Source organism: Dyella acidiphila, assembly GCF_014863405.1.
Lineage (GTDB): Bacteria > Pseudomonadota > Gammaproteobacteria > Xanthomonadales > Rhodanobacteraceae > Dyella_B > Dyella_B acidiphila.
This window is the reverse complement of sequence record NZ_JACZZA010000007.1, coordinates 62,547-78,394: the sequence shown is the minus strand read 5'-3', so window position 1 is coordinate 78,394 and position 15,848 is coordinate 62,547. Positions and strand designations below refer to the sequence as shown.

The 15,848-nt window shown below is 64.4% G+C and carries 13 protein-coding genes; 12 read left to right on the top strand and 1 reads right to left on the bottom strand.

The window, feature by feature from the left end:
• Nucleotides 1-18: 18 nt before the first annotated feature.
• From IGX34_RS12295 to recO, 10 genes are all read left to right on the top strand, one after another.
• Entirely contained in the window at nucleotides 19-2,580 is a 2,562-nt protein-coding gene (locus IGX34_RS12295; RefSeq protein WP_338015467.1) for a putative bifunctional diguanylate cyclase/phosphodiesterase, read from the top strand.
• Between the two features lie 143 nt (nucleotides 2,581-2,723).
• The gene (gene rpoE / locus IGX34_RS12290; protein ID WP_192556027.1) at nucleotides 2,724-3,311 is read left to right on the top strand and encodes an RNA polymerase sigma factor RpoE; all 588 of its coding nucleotides are present in this window, start codon (nucleotides 2,724-2,726) and stop codon (nucleotides 3,309-3,311) included.
• Between the two features lie 5 nt (nucleotides 3,312-3,316).
• Nucleotides 3,317-3,997, top strand: coding sequence for a sigma-E factor negative regulatory protein (locus IGX34_RS12285; RefSeq protein ID WP_192556026.1), 681 nt, complete (start codon nucleotides 3,317-3,319; stop codon nucleotides 3,995-3,997).
• Nucleotides 3,998-4,120: 123 nt separating this feature from the next.
• Complete coding sequence (locus tag IGX34_RS12280; protein WP_192556025.1) at nucleotides 4,121-5,599, top strand: DegQ family serine endoprotease; 1,479 nt, start codon at nucleotides 4,121-4,123, stop codon at nucleotides 5,597-5,599.
• Nucleotides 5,600-5,764: 165 nt separating this feature from the next.
• Complete coding sequence (gene lepA, locus IGX34_RS12275) at nucleotides 5,765-7,555, top strand: translation elongation factor 4 (RefSeq protein ID WP_192556024.1); 1,791 nt, start codon at nucleotides 5,765-5,767, stop codon at nucleotides 7,553-7,555.
• Nucleotides 7,556-7,573: 18 nt separating this feature from the next.
• The gene (gene lepB, locus IGX34_RS12270) at nucleotides 7,574-8,470 is read left to right on the top strand and encodes a signal peptidase I (RefSeq protein WP_192556023.1); all 897 of its coding nucleotides are present in this window, start codon (nucleotides 7,574-7,576) and stop codon (nucleotides 8,468-8,470) included.
• A 125-nt stretch (nucleotides 8,471-8,595) separates the two neighbouring features.
• Nucleotides 8,596-8,982, top strand: coding sequence for a DUF4845 domain-containing protein (locus IGX34_RS12265; RefSeq protein ID WP_192556022.1), 387 nt, complete (start codon nucleotides 8,596-8,598; stop codon nucleotides 8,980-8,982).
• A gap of 7 nt (nucleotides 8,983-8,989) precedes the next feature.
• Nucleotides 8,990-9,649 (top strand): ribonuclease III, encoded by a 660-nt coding sequence (gene rnc, locus IGX34_RS12260; protein ID WP_192556173.1) that lies wholly within the window; start codon nucleotides 8,990-8,992, stop codon nucleotides 9,647-9,649.
• A 130-nt stretch (nucleotides 9,650-9,779) separates the two neighbouring features.
• Nucleotides 9,780-10,718 carry a GTPase Era gene (gene era / locus IGX34_RS12255; protein ID WP_192556021.1) on the top strand — a complete coding sequence of 313 codons (939 nt, stop codon included), beginning with the start codon at nucleotides 9,780-9,782 and terminating at the stop codon, nucleotides 10,716-10,718.
• 29 nt (nucleotides 10,719-10,747) lie between these two features.
• Nucleotides 10,748-11,458: a DNA repair protein RecO gene (gene recO / locus IGX34_RS12250; RefSeq protein WP_192556020.1), complete on the top strand. Its 711-nt coding sequence runs from the start codon at nucleotides 10,748-10,750 to the stop codon at nucleotides 11,456-11,458.
• Between the two features lie 3 nt (nucleotides 11,459-11,461).
• On the opposite strand, the gene IGX34_RS12245 is transcribed toward recO, so the two are convergent.
• Nucleotides 11,462-12,193 (bottom strand): response regulator, encoded by a 732-nt coding sequence (locus IGX34_RS12245; protein ID WP_192556019.1) that lies wholly within the window; start codon nucleotides 12,191-12,193, stop codon nucleotides 11,462-11,464.
• Between the two features lie 177 nt (nucleotides 12,194-12,370).
• Here IGX34_RS12245 and IGX34_RS12240 point away from each other — a divergent pair, with 177 nt between their 5' ends.
• Complete coding sequence (locus IGX34_RS12240; protein WP_192556018.1) at nucleotides 12,371-14,407, top strand: translocation/assembly module TamB domain-containing protein; 2,037 nt, start codon at nucleotides 12,371-12,373, stop codon at nucleotides 14,405-14,407.
• A gap of 127 nt (nucleotides 14,408-14,534) precedes the next feature.
• Nucleotides 14,535-15,848 carry a 23S rRNA (uracil(1939)-C(5))-methyltransferase RlmD gene (rlmD, locus tag IGX34_RS12235; protein ID WP_192556017.1) on the top strand — a complete coding sequence of 438 codons (1,314 nt, stop codon included), beginning with the start codon at nucleotides 14,535-14,537 and terminating at the stop codon, nucleotides 15,846-15,848.

Here is a 15,848-nt window from a genome sequence, read left to right as displayed (position 1 = left end):
CTGACGGGAATTCTGCTGGTGGCACCGCAGCGCGAACTGCGCCGCGAACTGTTCGACGTGCTCGACCGCGAAGGACATCCCACCATTCATTCGGCCCGCGATACCACGCACGCCGCCATTCTGCTGGAAGGGCGCGAACCGCTGTCGCTGATCGTGATCGCATTCGACGGCGACGGCCGCTCCAGCCTCACCCTGTGCGAGCAGCTGCGGCTGCTGCCGCCATGCAGCGAGGCGCCGATCATTGCCGTGCTGGTGGACGACGCGACGATGAAGCCGGCGCAACTGCCGGCGATGGTGGCGGGCTGGCTGTATGCCTCCCAGGTCGGCACCGAACTGATACCGCGCTGGCAGCAACTGCATGGCGGCAGGGCAGTGGTGGTGGCCGAGAAGCCGGCCCCCGCATCGCCCCCAGTGGCCGCGGTAGCGGTGCCGTCTACCGGCGGCGACTACCGTTTTATTTTCGAGGATGGCGAGGGCGACTGGTTGATCGTCGACCCGGTAGTCGAGCGGGTGGTCGAGGCCAGTCCGGCGTACATGCGCCATAGCGGCCTGGCCAACAGCGTGCTGACCGGCCTGACGCTGCACCAGGTGTTGTCCTTCGAGAACGTCAGTACCGACCAGGCTTTCAGCGATGCCGATCGCCGCTGGCTGGCCTGCCAGCGCAAATCGATCCGCGGTCACGACACCGGCGAAGCCAGTGTGCGCCGCGTGCGTCATAGCGGGCGCGACTTGATCGCGCTGCAGTTTCGCAGCGATCGTGCCGGTGTGCGTCCGACCGTCGCACTGACCTTGCTGGCGCGTTTGTTCAATGGCGGGTATGACGACGAAGGCGTCGTCGATGCCGCCCAGTTGCTGCTCGATGAAATGGGTATGGATTATCTGGCGGTGTGGTCGGCACGCCCCGAGGAAAGCAGCGTGCCGGTGCAGATCGTGCAGCGCCTGCGTGGCGAAGATCAGGTGCTGCCCGGCCCGCAGCTGCAGAGTTCGCTGCGCCTGGTGCTGGGCGGACGCACGCTGATGCATCCGCACGACGCAAGGCGCCTGGCCGATGTCGATCCGCTGATCGGCCAGCTGGGCTTGCGTGGATTCGTCGGCCTGCCGTTGCTCGACGAGCGGCGCAGCGTGCTTGGTGCGCTACTGGCTGGCAGCCGCAATCCGCTCGGTGAGCCGGAAATCGTGGAGCCTGTGCTGCAGTGTGCAGCGGCGCATTTTGCGCACATGCTGGAGCTGCGGCGCACGCGCGAACAGGGGCGTGCAGAAGGCCTGCTCGACGCGCTTACCGGTCTGCCCAACCGCCTGCTGTTCAACGATCGCCTCGACACCATCATCCGCGAAGCAACGCGCACCGGCGAAACCTTTGCCGTGCTGTTCGTCGACCTGGACCGCTTCAAGTTCATCAACGACACCCTTGGCCATGCGGTGGGCGACCAGGTACTGGTCGCCGTGACCCAGCGGCTGCGCAGCAGCGTGCGCGCTTCCGACACGGTGGCGCGCTACGCCGGTGATGAATTCACCATCGTGCTCAGGCACATCGTGAAAACCGACGATGTGTTGCGCGTTGCCGAAAAGATCGTGCAGCTGATGGATGTGCCGCTGCACCTGGACGATGGCCCTGAGCTGCAGGTCACCGCTTCGATCGGCGTCAGCTTCTTCCCCGAAGACGCGCCGGACGCCGAAACCCTGCTCAAGCATGCCGACGAGGCGATGTATGCCGCCAAGAGCATGGGGCGCAACAACTATCGCGTTTACGACGTCAGCCCCGCGCAAGAACAGCAGAACGCCACGCTGAAAGCGCGGCTGCGCCATGCCGAGGCGAACGGCGAACTGCGGGTGTTCTATCAGCCGCAGATCAATGCGGGTACGGAAGACATCGTCGGCATGGAGGCGTTGCTGCGCTGGGAGCATCCGGAACTCGGCAATATCGGTCCGGGCTTCTTCATTCCGCTGGCGGAAGAAACCGGCCTGATCGTGTCGATCGGCGAATGGGTATTGCGTACCGCGTGCAAGCAGGCGAGGGCGTGGGAAGACCGCTTCGGCCTGCGCTTGCGCCTGGGTGTCAATCTGTCGGCCGTGCAGTTGATGCAGCCGGATCTCTCCGAGGTAGTGGCGACCGTGCTGGAGGAGACCGGTCTCGATCCCGGCCTGCTGGAGCTGGAGGTAACCGAAAGCATCAGCATCAAGGCCGCGCCCAACCTGATGGAGAACATGCAAAAGCTCCATCGCATGGGCTGCCATATCGCGATCGATGACTTCGGCACCGGCGCCGCCTCGCTGGACTACCTGCGCAAGCTGCCCGCCGACCGCATCAAGATCGACCAGAGCTTCGTGCGCAATATCGGCGTGGATCCGGACGATGAGGCCATCGTGCGCGCCACCATCGAGATGGCGCACCGGCTCAAGCGCGGCGTGGTGGCCGAGGGCGTGGAGATCGAGCAGCACCTGCAGTTCCTTCGCGCCAATCATTGCGACGAGCTGCAGGGCTACCTGTTCTGCCGGCCGCTGCCGCATGGCACCTTCGAGCGCCTGCTGACGGAGCGGGAGCGCCTGCTGTCCGGTGCCCTGGAGAAACTGCCGGCTTGAGCCCGGGCCAGGCGCACTTATCTTAGAATCTCCAGGAGCCGTGACATCCGTGCTGAACTTGCGGGCACGGAACCGGTCAGAGCAGCTCACCCATCCGAAGGGCGGCATCCCGGAATGGTGCAGAGACGAAGGAGACGGCCCGGATGGGCGATAACGAACTCGATAGTGCGCTGGTTGAGCGTGTTCAAAATGGGGACCGGCGTGCTTTCGATCTGCTGGTGCGCAAGTATCAGCACAAGGTCCTGGGCCTGATCTCCCGCTATGTGCATAACCACGCCGAATGCGAAGACGTGGCCCAGGAGGCGTTTGTCCGCGCCTGGCGGGCCATCGGCTCGTTCCGTGGCGAGAGCGCTTTCTATACCTGGATGTACAAGATCGCCGTGAACACGGCCAAGAACCATCTGGTGGCCATGGGGCGCCGGCCGCCCACGGACGATATTGCGATCGAGGACGCGGTGTTCGTCCCTGGCGCCGACCGCATGCAGGAAGGGGCCACCCCTGAACGCGAATTAATGCGCCAAGAAATTGAACAAACGGTGTTTGCCACTGTCCAAGCCTTGCCCGAGGAGCTGCGGACAGCCATCACCCTGCGTGAAGTGGAAGGCCTCAGCTATGAAGAGATTGCCGAAGCCATGGGCTGCCCTATCGGTACGGTGCGTTCACGCATTTTCCGGGCACGCGAGGCGATCGACGAAAAGCTGCGGCCACTGCTCTCAGACCGCGAGGATTAGATGTCATGAGTGAAGCGAACAAGGAAACTCTTTCCGCGGCGATGGACGGTGAATTGTCCAGGGACGAACTGCGTTTTCTGCTGCGCCGGCTCGACCGCGATGCCTCGCTGATGGATGCCTGGGCACGCTACCACGTGGCCGGCGACGGCCTGCGCCGGCAGCTGCCGGGCGTGGCCAGTGCCGGGTTCGCCGCGCGAGTGATGGATGTGATCGAGGGCGAGCAGGCTGCACCGCAGGTTTCGCCCCGGCGCCGGGACTGGCTGCGCCTGTCCGTCGGCGGGGCGATCGCCGCCAGCGTGGCGGTGGCCGCCTTGATGGTTTCGCAGCCCACGGCGCCCGATTCCGAGCATTCGCCGACCACCGCCAGCGTTTCGCCGCAAACCACGCATGCAAGCATAGCTTCGGCTGCGGTCAGTGCGTCCGGCGCGAGCAACGAGGGGCTGGCCGTTGTGCCGCCGTCGCTGAGTGCTTATTCAGCCTCCGGCCTCAGCCAGCGCGCATCGGTGACGCTGGGCGATCCTTCCGACAATCCGCTGTTCCAGCGGTATCCGGCGAGCCAGCGTTACTCGGTCAACGGCTATCGCGCTTTGAACAACCATGACGGCAGCTACCTGCTGCTGATCGACACGCCGCAGGCCAAGGCCGCGGTGCAGAATCCGGCCTACCAGGCAGGCGCCGGGCGTTAACCACGCCCGCGCCTTGCCGCGTTGCGGCTGAGCTGTCCCTTCTTTTTTTCTCAATTGCACCCCTCTCGCTTCACGCAACGAGCCATGGGGCGGGAGCAGTGTGCCCAGACTCGAGGAGGAACCATGATTCACCCCCGTCTCGTCCATAACCGTCTTCTCAGTGGCCTACTCTGCGGTGCTGTGGCCATGGGCCTTGCCGGGCCGGGCATGGCATGGGCGCAGGCCGCCCCGACAATAGGCGGTTTGCCCGACTTTACCGGCATCGTGCAAAAGAACGCCCCGGCTGTCGTGCAAGTGGAGGCAAAGTACAGCGGGCGGCGTCCGAAAGGCTCCGGGGGCGTCCCGATGCAGGGCATGGATCCGGGCCAGGCGGAAATTTTCCGGCGTTTCTTCGGCATGCCGATGATGCCGTCGCCGGAAGACCAGGCGCATACGTCGCTGGGTTCGGGTTTCATCATTTCCAATGACGGCTACATCATCACCAACAATCATGTGGTGGACGATGCCGATACGGTGACGGTCCGCCTGCAGGACCATCGGACGCTCACCGCCAAGGTGGTCGGCACCGATTCCACCTATGACATCGCCCTGCTGAAGGTAAGTGCCGGCGGCAACCTGCCGGCGGTAAGCATTGGCGATTCGCAGCAGCTGAAGCCCGGGCAGTGGGTGCTGGCGATCGGTTCGCCGTTCGGCTTCGACTACACCGTTACGCAAGGCATCGTCAGCGCCGTCGGGCGCAACCTGGGCAGCCGGGACCAGCCGGCGACGTCGTTTATCCAGACGGATGTGCCGATCAACCGCGGCAATTCCGGCGGCCCGCTGTTCAACCTGCAGGGACAGGTGGTGGGGGTCAATTCGCAGATTTATTCGAGCACCGGCGGCTATCAGGGTGTGGCCTTCTCCATTCCCATCGATCTGGCAATGAACGTGGTGGATCAGCTCAAGACCAAGGGCTATGTCACGCGCGGGCAGTTGGGCGTGGAGGTGAAGCCGGTCGATGACGATGTGGTCAAGGCGCTCAAGCTGGGCAGCTCCAAGGGCGCGCTGGTGGTCACGGTATCCCCGGGCACCGCGGCGCAGAAGGCTGGCTTGCAGTCCGGCGACATCATCCTGAGTTTCAACGGCCATGCCATCGAGCAGGGGGCCGATCTGCCGCCGCTGGTCTCGATGACCAAGCCCGGTACCACCGTACCGGTGCAGGTGTGGCGCGATGGCCAGAGCAAAACCATCGAGGCCACCATCGGGGCCATGCCGCGCGACAAGAACGCGCTGGCGGAGGCAGGTCCGGCGGCGCCGAGCAAGGGCGCCGATGCGCTGGGTCTGGGGGTGCAAAGTCTGGATTCGGCCACCCGCAGCCAGCTTGGCCTGCAGGCGGGCGAGGGCGTGCTGGTCGCGAACGTGACCGGACCGGTGGCGGCCCAGGCCGGCCTGCAGCCGGGCGACGTGATCCTGATGGTCAACCAGAAGAAAATCGGCAGCGTGGACGCATTCCGCGCCGCCACGGCAAATGTGAAGGCCGGCGACACCGTGCTGTTGCTGGTACGCCGTGGCGATCAGAGCAATTTCATCGCGCTGACCGTTCCCGACGGCAAAGACGAGTGAATCCTCACTCAGCAGGGGCCTGCCGTACTGGCAGGCCCCTGAATTTGCGGACTGGCCGGTACCGTCCGGTATCCCAATCCATGCGATAATGAACGGCTAATGTCGCCATCCCGGCGATAGGCTGCCCGCGCGTCGCGCAGGGCGGTGAAGCTGACAGCGTATTCCATGGAACTGATCCGCAATTTCTCCATCATCGCCCATATCGATCACGGCAAATCCACGCTTGCCGACCGCATCATCCAGATCTGCGGCGGACTTGCCGAGCGCGAGATGGAAGCCCAGGTGCTGGACAGCAACCCGATCGAGCGTGAGCGCGGCATCACCATCAAGGCCCAGTCCGTATCGCTGCCGTACAAAGCGCGCGACGGCAAGACCTACCAACTCAATTTCATCGATACGCCCGGGCACGTCGACTTCTCCTATGAAGTGAGCCGCTCGCTGGCCGCGTGCGAAGGCGCGTTGCTGGTGGTGGATGCGGCGCAGGGCGTGGAAGCGCAATCGGTGGCCAACTGCTACACCGCGGTGGAGCAGGGCCTGGAAGTGGTGCCGGTGCTCAACAAGATCGACCTGCCCACCGCCGATCCGGAAAAGGTGAAGGGCGAGATCGAGGCGGTGATCGGCATCGATGCTACCGACGCCGTGGCGGTCAGCGCCAAGACCGGGCAGAACGTGATCGAAGTGCTCGAGGCGATCGTGGCGCGCATTCCGCCGCCGAAGCCGCGCGATACCGAACGCCTGCAGGCGCTGATCATCGATTCCTGGTTCGACAATTACCTTGGCGTGGTGTCGCTGGTGCGCATCATGCAGGGCGAAATCAAGCCGGGCGACAAGCTGCTGGTGATGTCTACCGGCCGCGCTCATGAAGTAAGCGAAGTGGGCGTGTTCACGCCCAAGCGCAAGAAGCTCGACAAGTTGTCGGCCGGCGAAGTGGGCTGGATTACCGCCTCGATCAAGGACGTGCACGGCGCCCCTGTGGGCGACACGCTGACCCTGGCTGGCAAGCCGGCCGAGCGTGCGCTACCCGGCTTCCAGACCATGCAGCCGCGCGTGTTCGCCGGCCTGTTTCCGGTTTCCGCCGACGATTACCCGGCACTACGCGAAGCGCTGGACAAGCTGCGCCTCAACGATGCCGCGCTGTTCTTCGAGCCGGAAAGCTCCGAAGCGATGGGTTTCGGTTTCCGCTGCGGCTTCCTGGGCATGCTGCACATGGAGATCGTGCAGGAGCGCCTGGAGCGCGAATACGATCTGAACCTGATCACCACCGCGCCTACCGTGGTCTATGAGATCCTCAAGACCGACGGCAGCGTGATGGAGCTGGACAATCCCGCGCGTTTGCCGCCGGTGCCGCAGATCGAGGAAATCCGCGAGCCGATCATCGTGGCGAACATCCTTACGCCGCCCGACTACATCGGCAACATCATCACGCTTTGCGAAGAGAAGCGCGGCGTTCAGCGCTCGATCCAGTACCTGGCCACCCAGGTGCAGATCAACTACGAACTGCCGCTGGCCGAAGTGGTGCTGGATTTCTTCGACAAGCTCAAATCCGTCTCGCGCGGCTATGCATCGATGGATTACCACCTGGAGCGTTTCGATGCGGGTCCGTTCGTACGCGTCGATGTGCTGATCAACGGCGACCGCGTCGATGCGCTCAGCCTGATCGTGCATCGCAGCCATGCCGACCGCCGCGGCCGCGAGCTGGTCGAACGCATGAAGGATCTCATTCCGCGCCAGCAGTTCGACGTAGCGATCCAGGCCGCCATCGGCGCCCAGATCATCGCGCGCTCGACGGTGAAAGCGCTGCGCAAGAACGTTCTTGCCAAATGCTATGGCGGCGACGTCAGCCGCAAGAAGAAGCTTCTGGAGAAGCAAAAAGAAGGCAAGAAGCGCATGAAGCAGGTCGGCCGGGTCGAGATTCCTCAGGAAGCCTTCCTCGCCGTGCTCAAAGTGGACAAATAGCAGGCTTTGGAGTCACGCATGGATTTTGATTTTTCGGCCATATTGCTCGCCCTCACCGTCGTTTTCGGCGTGGTGTGGGGCCTAGACCGCCTGTTTTTGTACAAGCAGCGCAAGGCGCGCTATGACGCGTCAGGCGAGGAATACCGCGATCCCGTCCCGGTGGACTGGGCGCGTTCGCTGTTCCCGGTGATCTTCGTGGTGCTGCTGCTGCGTTCTTTCGTGGCCGAACCGTTCCGCATTCCCTCCGGCTCGATGATGCCGACCCTGGATGTGGGTGACTTCATCCTGGTCAACAAGTTTGCCTACGGCCTGCGCCTGCCGGCCTTCAACAACAAAGTCGTCAGCCTGGGCGAACCCAAGCGCGGCGATGTGGTGGTGTTCCGTTTTCCCGGCTACCTGTGCCAGGACGAGAACGGCAAGACCGTGCGCAGCGGCGACATGACCTGCGGCGACCCGCATGCGCCGGTGGCCAGCCAGAACTGGATCAAGCGCGTGGTCGGCCTGCCGGGCGACAGCATCGAGGTGCATGACAGCCAGATCGTCATCAACGGCAAGCCGGTGATCGACACCCAGCTCGGCCCGTTCAAGGGCAATCCCAGCCGCGCCGAAGACAACTACCTGCTCTACAACGGTGCGACCGTGTGGAGCGAGCAGCTGGGCACCGTCAATCATGTGATCGCCCGCATGACTTCGCTGCAGACGCCGCCGATTCCGAATGCGCGGGTGCCCTCGGTGGTACCGCCCAATTGCTACATCGTGATGGGCGATGACCGCGAAAACAGCGAAGACAGCCGCTGGTGGGGCTGCATGCCCGAGCAGAACCTGGTCGGCAAGGCCTTCGTGATCTGGTTCAGCTGGAAGGGCTGGAGCACCGGCGCCGTGGACTTCCACCGCATCGGTACCGTCATTCACTGACACGGCATCTTTCCGGCCTGAAGTGGAATCGTGAATAGGTCGCTGGCGGCCGGGGCGCCGACCGGGCAAAGTAGGCGCATAGGCTCGGGGAAGACGCACCCTATCGGCGTCGTAGCGAGGGGACTATGAAATCGAAGCAGGCAGGCATCACCTTAATTTCGTTTTTGCTGATTGCGATTGTGGCCGGCTTTTTTGCCTTTATGGCGATGAAGCTGGTGCCCGCATACACCGAGTTCATGGGCGTGCAGAAGGCCATGGGCGAGATGTCCAGCGAAAGCGTGGAAGGCAAGTCGCCGGAACAAATCCGCCGCGACGTGCTGAAGAAAATGTCTTACCAATATGTCGGCGACGACACCGTGCAGCCCGGTGATATCACCATCGGCAAGGGCGATCAGAGCTTGCAACTGCAGGTGGCCTACGACAAGGACATTCCGTTCATCTACAACATCGATTTCCTGATCCACTTCGAAAAGAGTGTGCCCATCCAGGGCAACATTGCATCGCCCAACTAAGAACACAGTGGAACTGGCTTATCACTTTCGCGATGCATCGCTTGCCACGCTGGCTCTGACTCACCGCAGCGCCGGCAAGCCGAATAACGAGCGCATGGAGTTTCTCGGCGACGCCCTGCTGGGAGCGATCGTGGCGGAGATGCTTTATGAAACGCATCCGAAGGCGACCGAAGGGGAGATGTCGCGCCTGCGGGCGCAGCTGGTGAACGGCCAGGCATTGGCGGTGATGGCGCGGGACCTGGAGCTTGGCGACAAGCTCAAGCTGGGCTCGGGCGAGTTGAAAAGCGGCGGCTTCCGGCGCGATTCGATCCTCGCCGACGCCTTCGAGGCCTTGCTGGCGGCGGTGTATCTCGACGGCGGCTTCGACGCCTGCCGGGATATCGTAAGGTCGCTGTTTGGCGAGCGCATTGCTGCTTTGCCGCGTTCTTCCAAGGACGCCAAGACCAAGCTGCAGGAATGGTTGCAAGCCAGCGGCTGGCCGCTGCCGCAATACGAGTTGGTGGCGACCGAAGGCGAGGATCACGCGCGCATCTTCGGCGTCAACTGCGTGGTGACCGAGCCGGCCGCCATTACCACTTCCGGTCGGGGCAGCAGCCGGCGCCTGGCTGAGCAGGATGCCGCCGAGGCCGCGCTGAACCTGCTGCGGGAGGCCCAGGAAGGGGCCTGAAAGCGTGATGGGCGGCCTGGTGCCGTCCGGTGCCCGGGACACCCCATTCCCGCCAATATGTTTTTGATCAGTGGCATTCGCGCGGGCGCGGAGCCATGCTTATAGCCGTCTTTGAAGAGTATTGCCTGTTATGAACGACGAACGCGACGACGACCTCGCCGAAAACGAACTTCCTCATCCGGATTTTCGTTGCGGCTTCGTGGCGCTGGCTGGCCGACCCAATGTCGGCAAGTCGACCCTGCTCAATGCGCTGATTGGCTTTCGCCTGTCGATTGTGAGCCCCAGGCCGCAGACGACGCGCCACCGCATTCTGGGCATCGCCACTAGCGACGAGGGGCAGATTCTCTACGTCGATACGCCAGGCCTGCACCGCGGCGCCAAGCGCGCCATGAACCGCAGCCTCAATCGTGCCGTGCGCTCGGCGATCAGCGAGGTCGAGCTGGCGGCGCAGGTGATCGAGGCCGGGCGCTGGACCGATGAGGACCAGGCGCTTTACGAGGCGCTGGCCGAGCAGCAGATTCCGCGCCTGCTGGTGCTCAACAAAGTGGATCTCAGCAAGGACAAGGCCGCGCTGCTGCCGTTCGTCGCCGACCTGTGCGAAAAGCACAGCTTCGATGCCGTGCATTACGTCAGCGCGCTCAAGCGCAAGGGCCTGGACATGCTCACGCGCGACATCCTCACGCGGCTGCCGGTGCGTGCGCCGGTATTCGGCGAGGACGAAATCACCGACCGCAGCGAACGCTTCCTGGCGGCCGAGATGGTGCGCGAGCAGCTGATGCTGCGGCTGGACCAGGAACTGCCTTACGCCACCACCGTGGAAATCGAGCAGTTCAACGATCGCCCCGATGGCGTGGCCGAAATCCATGCCGTGATCTGGGTGGAACGCGATGGGCAGAAGGCCATCGTCATCGGCCAGGGTGGGGCGCAGCTGAAGGCGATCGGCTCGGCGGCGCGCCGGCATATGGAGCGCATGTTCGACCGCAAGGTTTTCCTGCGCCTGTGGGTGAAGGTGCGCGAGGGCTGGGTGGACGATGAGTCCATGCTCAAGCAGTTCGGCTATACCGACTAGCTGTCGATGAGGCGGGAGCGCGGCGCTTGATGCTGATCGAGCAACAGCCTGCTTTCGTGCTGCACCTGCGCCCGTATCGGGAGACTTCGCTGCTGCTGGAATGCCTCACCCGCGATCATGGCCGTGTCGGCGTGGTTGCGCGCGGCGTGCGCAGCCAGCGCGGACGTTTGCAGCGTGCGCAACTGGAGCCTTTCCAGCCTGTGCTGCTGGATCTGCAAATGCGCGGCGAACTGGCGAGCTTGCGCAGCGCCGAACCCGCCGGCGCGCCGGTGCGGCTGCCGGGCGATGTCGGCCTGGCGGGGCTGTACGTCAATGAATTGGTAGTGCGCCTGACCGAGCGGCAGGATCCGCTGCCCGAGCTCTACGCGATCTACGCGCAAACCCTGTTGCGCATGGCCCAGGAACCACCGCTGGCTTGGCAGCTCAGGCGCTTCGAGCGCGATCTGCTCGCCGCGCTCGGCTACGCCCTGCAACTCGATGAAGAGGCCGACAGCGGCGAAGCGCTGCATGCCGAGGCGCTGTATGTGTATCGCGCCGAGCATGGTCCGGTGCGCTGCCGCGCTTCAGAGCCCCATGCGGTGCGCGGTAGCGATCTGCAGTTGCTGCAGCAGGATCGTGCCCCCGATGCCCAGGGCCTGCATGCCTTGCGCGGCATGATGCGCGAGCTGATCCGCTTCCATCTGGGGGGCGTGGAACTGCGTGCCTGGCGCGTATTGCGCGGCGCGATAACGCGTCGCTGAGGCTCAGGCCACCTGCAGCGCCGCCATGGTCTGGCGCAGCGATTCGCGAAACGCGCCCAGCGGCAACATCGCACCCTGGTGCGACAGCTTCAGCTGGGTTTGCAATGAAGCGATGTGTTCGCTCAGCGCCGCCGCGCCGCAAAAACCGCACGACGAGCGCAGCTTATGCAGCCGCGCCTCCAGCGCCCCGGCATCCTGGCTCAGGTCGTCCAGTTCCCGCTCGACCGCTACCAGTTCCTGATAGAACAGCCCGCGCAGGGCCTGCACCACCGCGGGGGTACCGCTGGCGCTCAAGGCCTGCCGGTCATCCAGCCATGGCATCTGCTCGCGATGGGCGGCCGACAAACTCAGCAGGGCGTGCAGATCTTTCAGCGTGCAGGGCTTGAGCAGCACGGCATGGAACCCCGCGGCCAGCAGGGCGCGCCGTTGCTCGCCGTCCAGCTCGGCGCTGCTGGCCACCGCCGGGCTGGCGGCGGAGCGTGCAGGCAAATCATGGCGCAGCTGGGCCAGCACGCTCGCACCATCCAGGTCGGGCATGCGGCAATCGAGGATCAGCAGATCGAACGCCTCGCGGCGTGCCAGCGCCAGTGCGGTGCGGCCATCCGGGCTAAGTGCCGTGCGTGCGCCGAGCTGATGCAGCGCGTCGCCCAGAAAGCTCAGGCTGGTGGCGTCGTCGTCGGCGACCAGCACATAGGGGCCGGCATGGTTGGAGGCTTTGCTGGAGGATCCCTGCATGGGGTGGCTTTCCTTAGGTGATCGAATCATCCGTGCTGGAGCGGTGCGCGCTGGGCGAAACGGCGGGGCCAAGCTCGGCCATACGTTCAAACCCGTCGTGCAAGGTACCGGATCGGCTGGCCGAATTTGCCTACCTGTGTCCGAACTGTTCAGCTTAATTTGGCAAAATGCGCGTACATGATTTGTCTACCTTACCGCCTCCCCCGGCAGCTTTTGCTGTGCCTGTGCGCGCTTTCCGGCCTGCTGCTGGCGACGTCCGCATGGGCGGATACGGTGGTGGCGGCCAAGCGGATCGTTTTGTCCGGCGTCACCCTGCAGGATGTGCAGGCGCAGCTCGCGCCGGGGACGGATCCGGATACCGTGCAGATCAATCTGCACGCCGGCAAGGCGGATATTCCTGCGTTCGGGCTGCATCACGTTGCGCTGACGCTGAGTGGGCATCTGCTGCGCGACCGGCAGATGCGCTGGATGTTCGACGGTGCGCTGCAGCTGGCCGGCGCGCCGGGCGGGGCCTTGAGCAATGCCACCATCAACATGCTGGTGGACAGTTCGGCCAATACGCTGGAGATCAATGCCGACCAGGGCGTCACCCATATCGGCACGGCCTTTCCGCTGGACCAGACCAGCCATGTGCAGATCAACCTGCGCAACCTGCCGGCCGGCTGGCTGCAGGGGCTGCTGGCGACGGTATGGCCCGGACATATCAACGGCGGCAAGCTCGATGCCGACCTCGCCCTGGATGTCCGTGACCAGGGGTACCAGTCCTCAGGCGATTTCAACGTGGCCGACCTGGCCTACAGCACGCCGGCCGGCAATCCCGGTGGCGATGCGCTGGCGGGGCATATGCGTTTTGCGGTCGACGCCAACGGCCATCCGGCCCAGCTGACGCTCAATGGCGGTCTGCACGGCGGCATGCTGCAACTCGGGCCGGTGTCTGCGCGGCTGCCCACGCACGACGTGGTGTTCGATCTCACCGCCGGCATGGACAAGGGCGGTCTGGTCATCAACCAATTGCACCTGGACGATGCCGATTCCCTGCAACTTAGCGGCGCGCTCGCCATCGATGCAAAAGGCAATCTGCAGAAGCTCAGGCTGGATCATTTCCAGGCGCGTTTTCCCGTCGCCTACGATCGTTATGGCCAGTCCTGGCTGAGTGGCGCGGGCCACAGTCTGGATCTTGCCGGCCAGCTCGAAGGCCATGTCGATTACGAGGGCGACAGCTGGCGCAGCTTCGCCTTCCATACCGACTGGCTTGATGCTGCCGATGGCACGGGGCTGGTGCAGGCGCATGGTTTGCGCGGCGATGTGGACTGGGCCGCGCAGGGCGATCGCGCCGTTACCAATGTGGCATGGAATCAATTGGCGCTACGCCAGTTCACCCTGGGCGCCACGCAATCGCACTGGCGCAGCCGCAGCGGCACGCTGAGCCTGCAGTCGCCGCTGGAGCTGCCGTTGTGGAAAGGGCAGGTGCATGTCACCGGGCTGGAGTGGCGGCCTGCTGCGGCCAAAGCCGAACGCGTGAACCTGGTGGCGAATGTTTCCAACGTCGACATGGCCACGCTCAACCAGAGCCAGGGCTGGTTGCCGTTTGCCGGCACCCTGGGCGGCAGCATTTCCGCGCTGACCTGGGAAGACGGCCGCTATGCGATGCGTGGCGAGCTGACCGTCAAGGCCTTCGGTGGCAGCGCGGTGATCAACCATCTTTCCGTGCAGCAGCCGTTCGGCGCCAGTCCGGTGCTCGAGGGCGATATTGCCCTGCACCAGCTGGATCTGGCGCCGCTGGCCGACACCTTCAATTTCGGCAGCATGAGCGGGCGGCTGGACGGCTCGATCGACGGCCTGCAACTGGTCAACAGCACCCCCGTTGCCTTCAAGGCCTCGCTGCAGGCGGAAAACGGCGGGCGCATCAGCCTGCATGCGGCCAACAACCTGTCGGTGTTGACCGGCGGCGCGCCCGCCAGCGGCCTGCAGGGCGCGGTGATGAAGCTATTCAAGACCCTCGGCTACAAGCGCATGGGCATCGATGCCAGCCTGCAGGACGGTATCTGCACGCTGAGTGGGCTCGGCAGCAACGCCAACCAGAGCGAGTACACCATCGTCGAGGGCAGCGGCTTGCCTTACCTGCACGTGGTGGGCGAGCAGAGCCGGGTCGAATGGCCGGTGCTGATGCATCGCCTGAAAACCGCCACGCAGGGCACGGTTGCCGACCGCTGAGCTGGCCCGTAAGGGGGCGCCGCCCCGGCTGGTATCATGTGCGGCTGGCGAGGCCGCGAGTGCCTCCATCCAACCTCTCCGGCCAGGGCCCTGCGGCCCTGGCGCCATCTTTTTGCCAAGAGTGCCGATGAACGAGTTCGAAGCCCCCATCACCGATTTGAGTCACGACGGCCGGGGTGTGGCCCGTATCGACGGCAAGACCGTATTCGTCAGCGGCGCCCTGCTGGGCGAACAGGTGCGCTTCAAGATTCGTAAGCGGCATCGCCATTTCGACGAAGCCGAAACACTGGCCATCCTCACGCCATCGCCGCACCGGGTCGAGCCGCGCTGCCGCCACTTCGGCCAGTGCGGCGGTTGCTCGCTGCAGCATCTGGATGCGGTCTCGCAGATCGCGGCCAAGCAGCGCGTGCTGGTGGACAACTTCGCGCGCATCGGCAAGGTGGAACCGGAAAGCTGGCTGCCGCCGCTTACCGACGAAGCCTGGGGCTATCGCCGCAAAGGACGCCTGTCGGTGCGCGCGGTGGCGAAGAAGGGCCGCGTGCTGGTGGGCTTCCGCGAGGAAAGCAATCCGCGTTTCGTCGCCGACATCACTCACTGCGAGGTGGTGCATCCGGCCATCGGCCCGAAGATCGGCCTGCTCGGCGAACTGGTCGGCAGCATGGATGCCGCGGCCGAGATCGCGCAGATCGAATTCGCCGCCGGCGACGATACCGTGGCCTTGGTGTTCCGCCACCTCAAGCCGCTGAGCGAAGGCGATCGCGCCAAGCTGATTGCGTTCGCGCAGGAGCATGCTTTTGCGATCTACCTGCAGCCAGGCGGCATCAGCAGCGTGCATCCGCTGTGGCCCGAACAGCCGCGGCTTGCTTTCCGCATTCCGGCGGGCGAGGGCGTGGAAGATGTCGAGCTGGAATTCCAGCCGCTGGATTTCGTGCAGGTCAATGCCGGCATGAACCGGCGCATGCTGGCGCATGCGCTGCAACTGCTCGATGCGCAGCCTGCCGATCGCGTGCTCGATCTGTTCTGCGGTCTGGGCAATTTCACGTTGCCGCTGGCGCGCCGCGTCGCCGAAGTGACCGGCGTGGAAGGCGAACACGGCCTGGTTGCACGCGCCGCCGAAAACGCCAAACAAAACGGCATTACCAATGCCAGCTTCGCGGTGGCCAATCTGTTCGAAGACCAGCGCGGCACCGACTGGGCGCGCAAGCCCTGGGACAAACTGCTGCTCGATCCGCCGCGTGCCGGCGCCGATAAGGTGCTGGAATACCTGCCGCACAAGCACACCGGTCGCATCGTGTATGTGTCCTGCCATCCGGCCTCGCTGGCGCGCGACGCCGGCATTCTGGTCAACCAGCATGGCTTCCGGCTGGTGTCGGCGGGCGTGATGGACATGTTTCCGCATACCGCGCACGTCGAATCGATTGCGCTGTTCGAACGCAGGTAA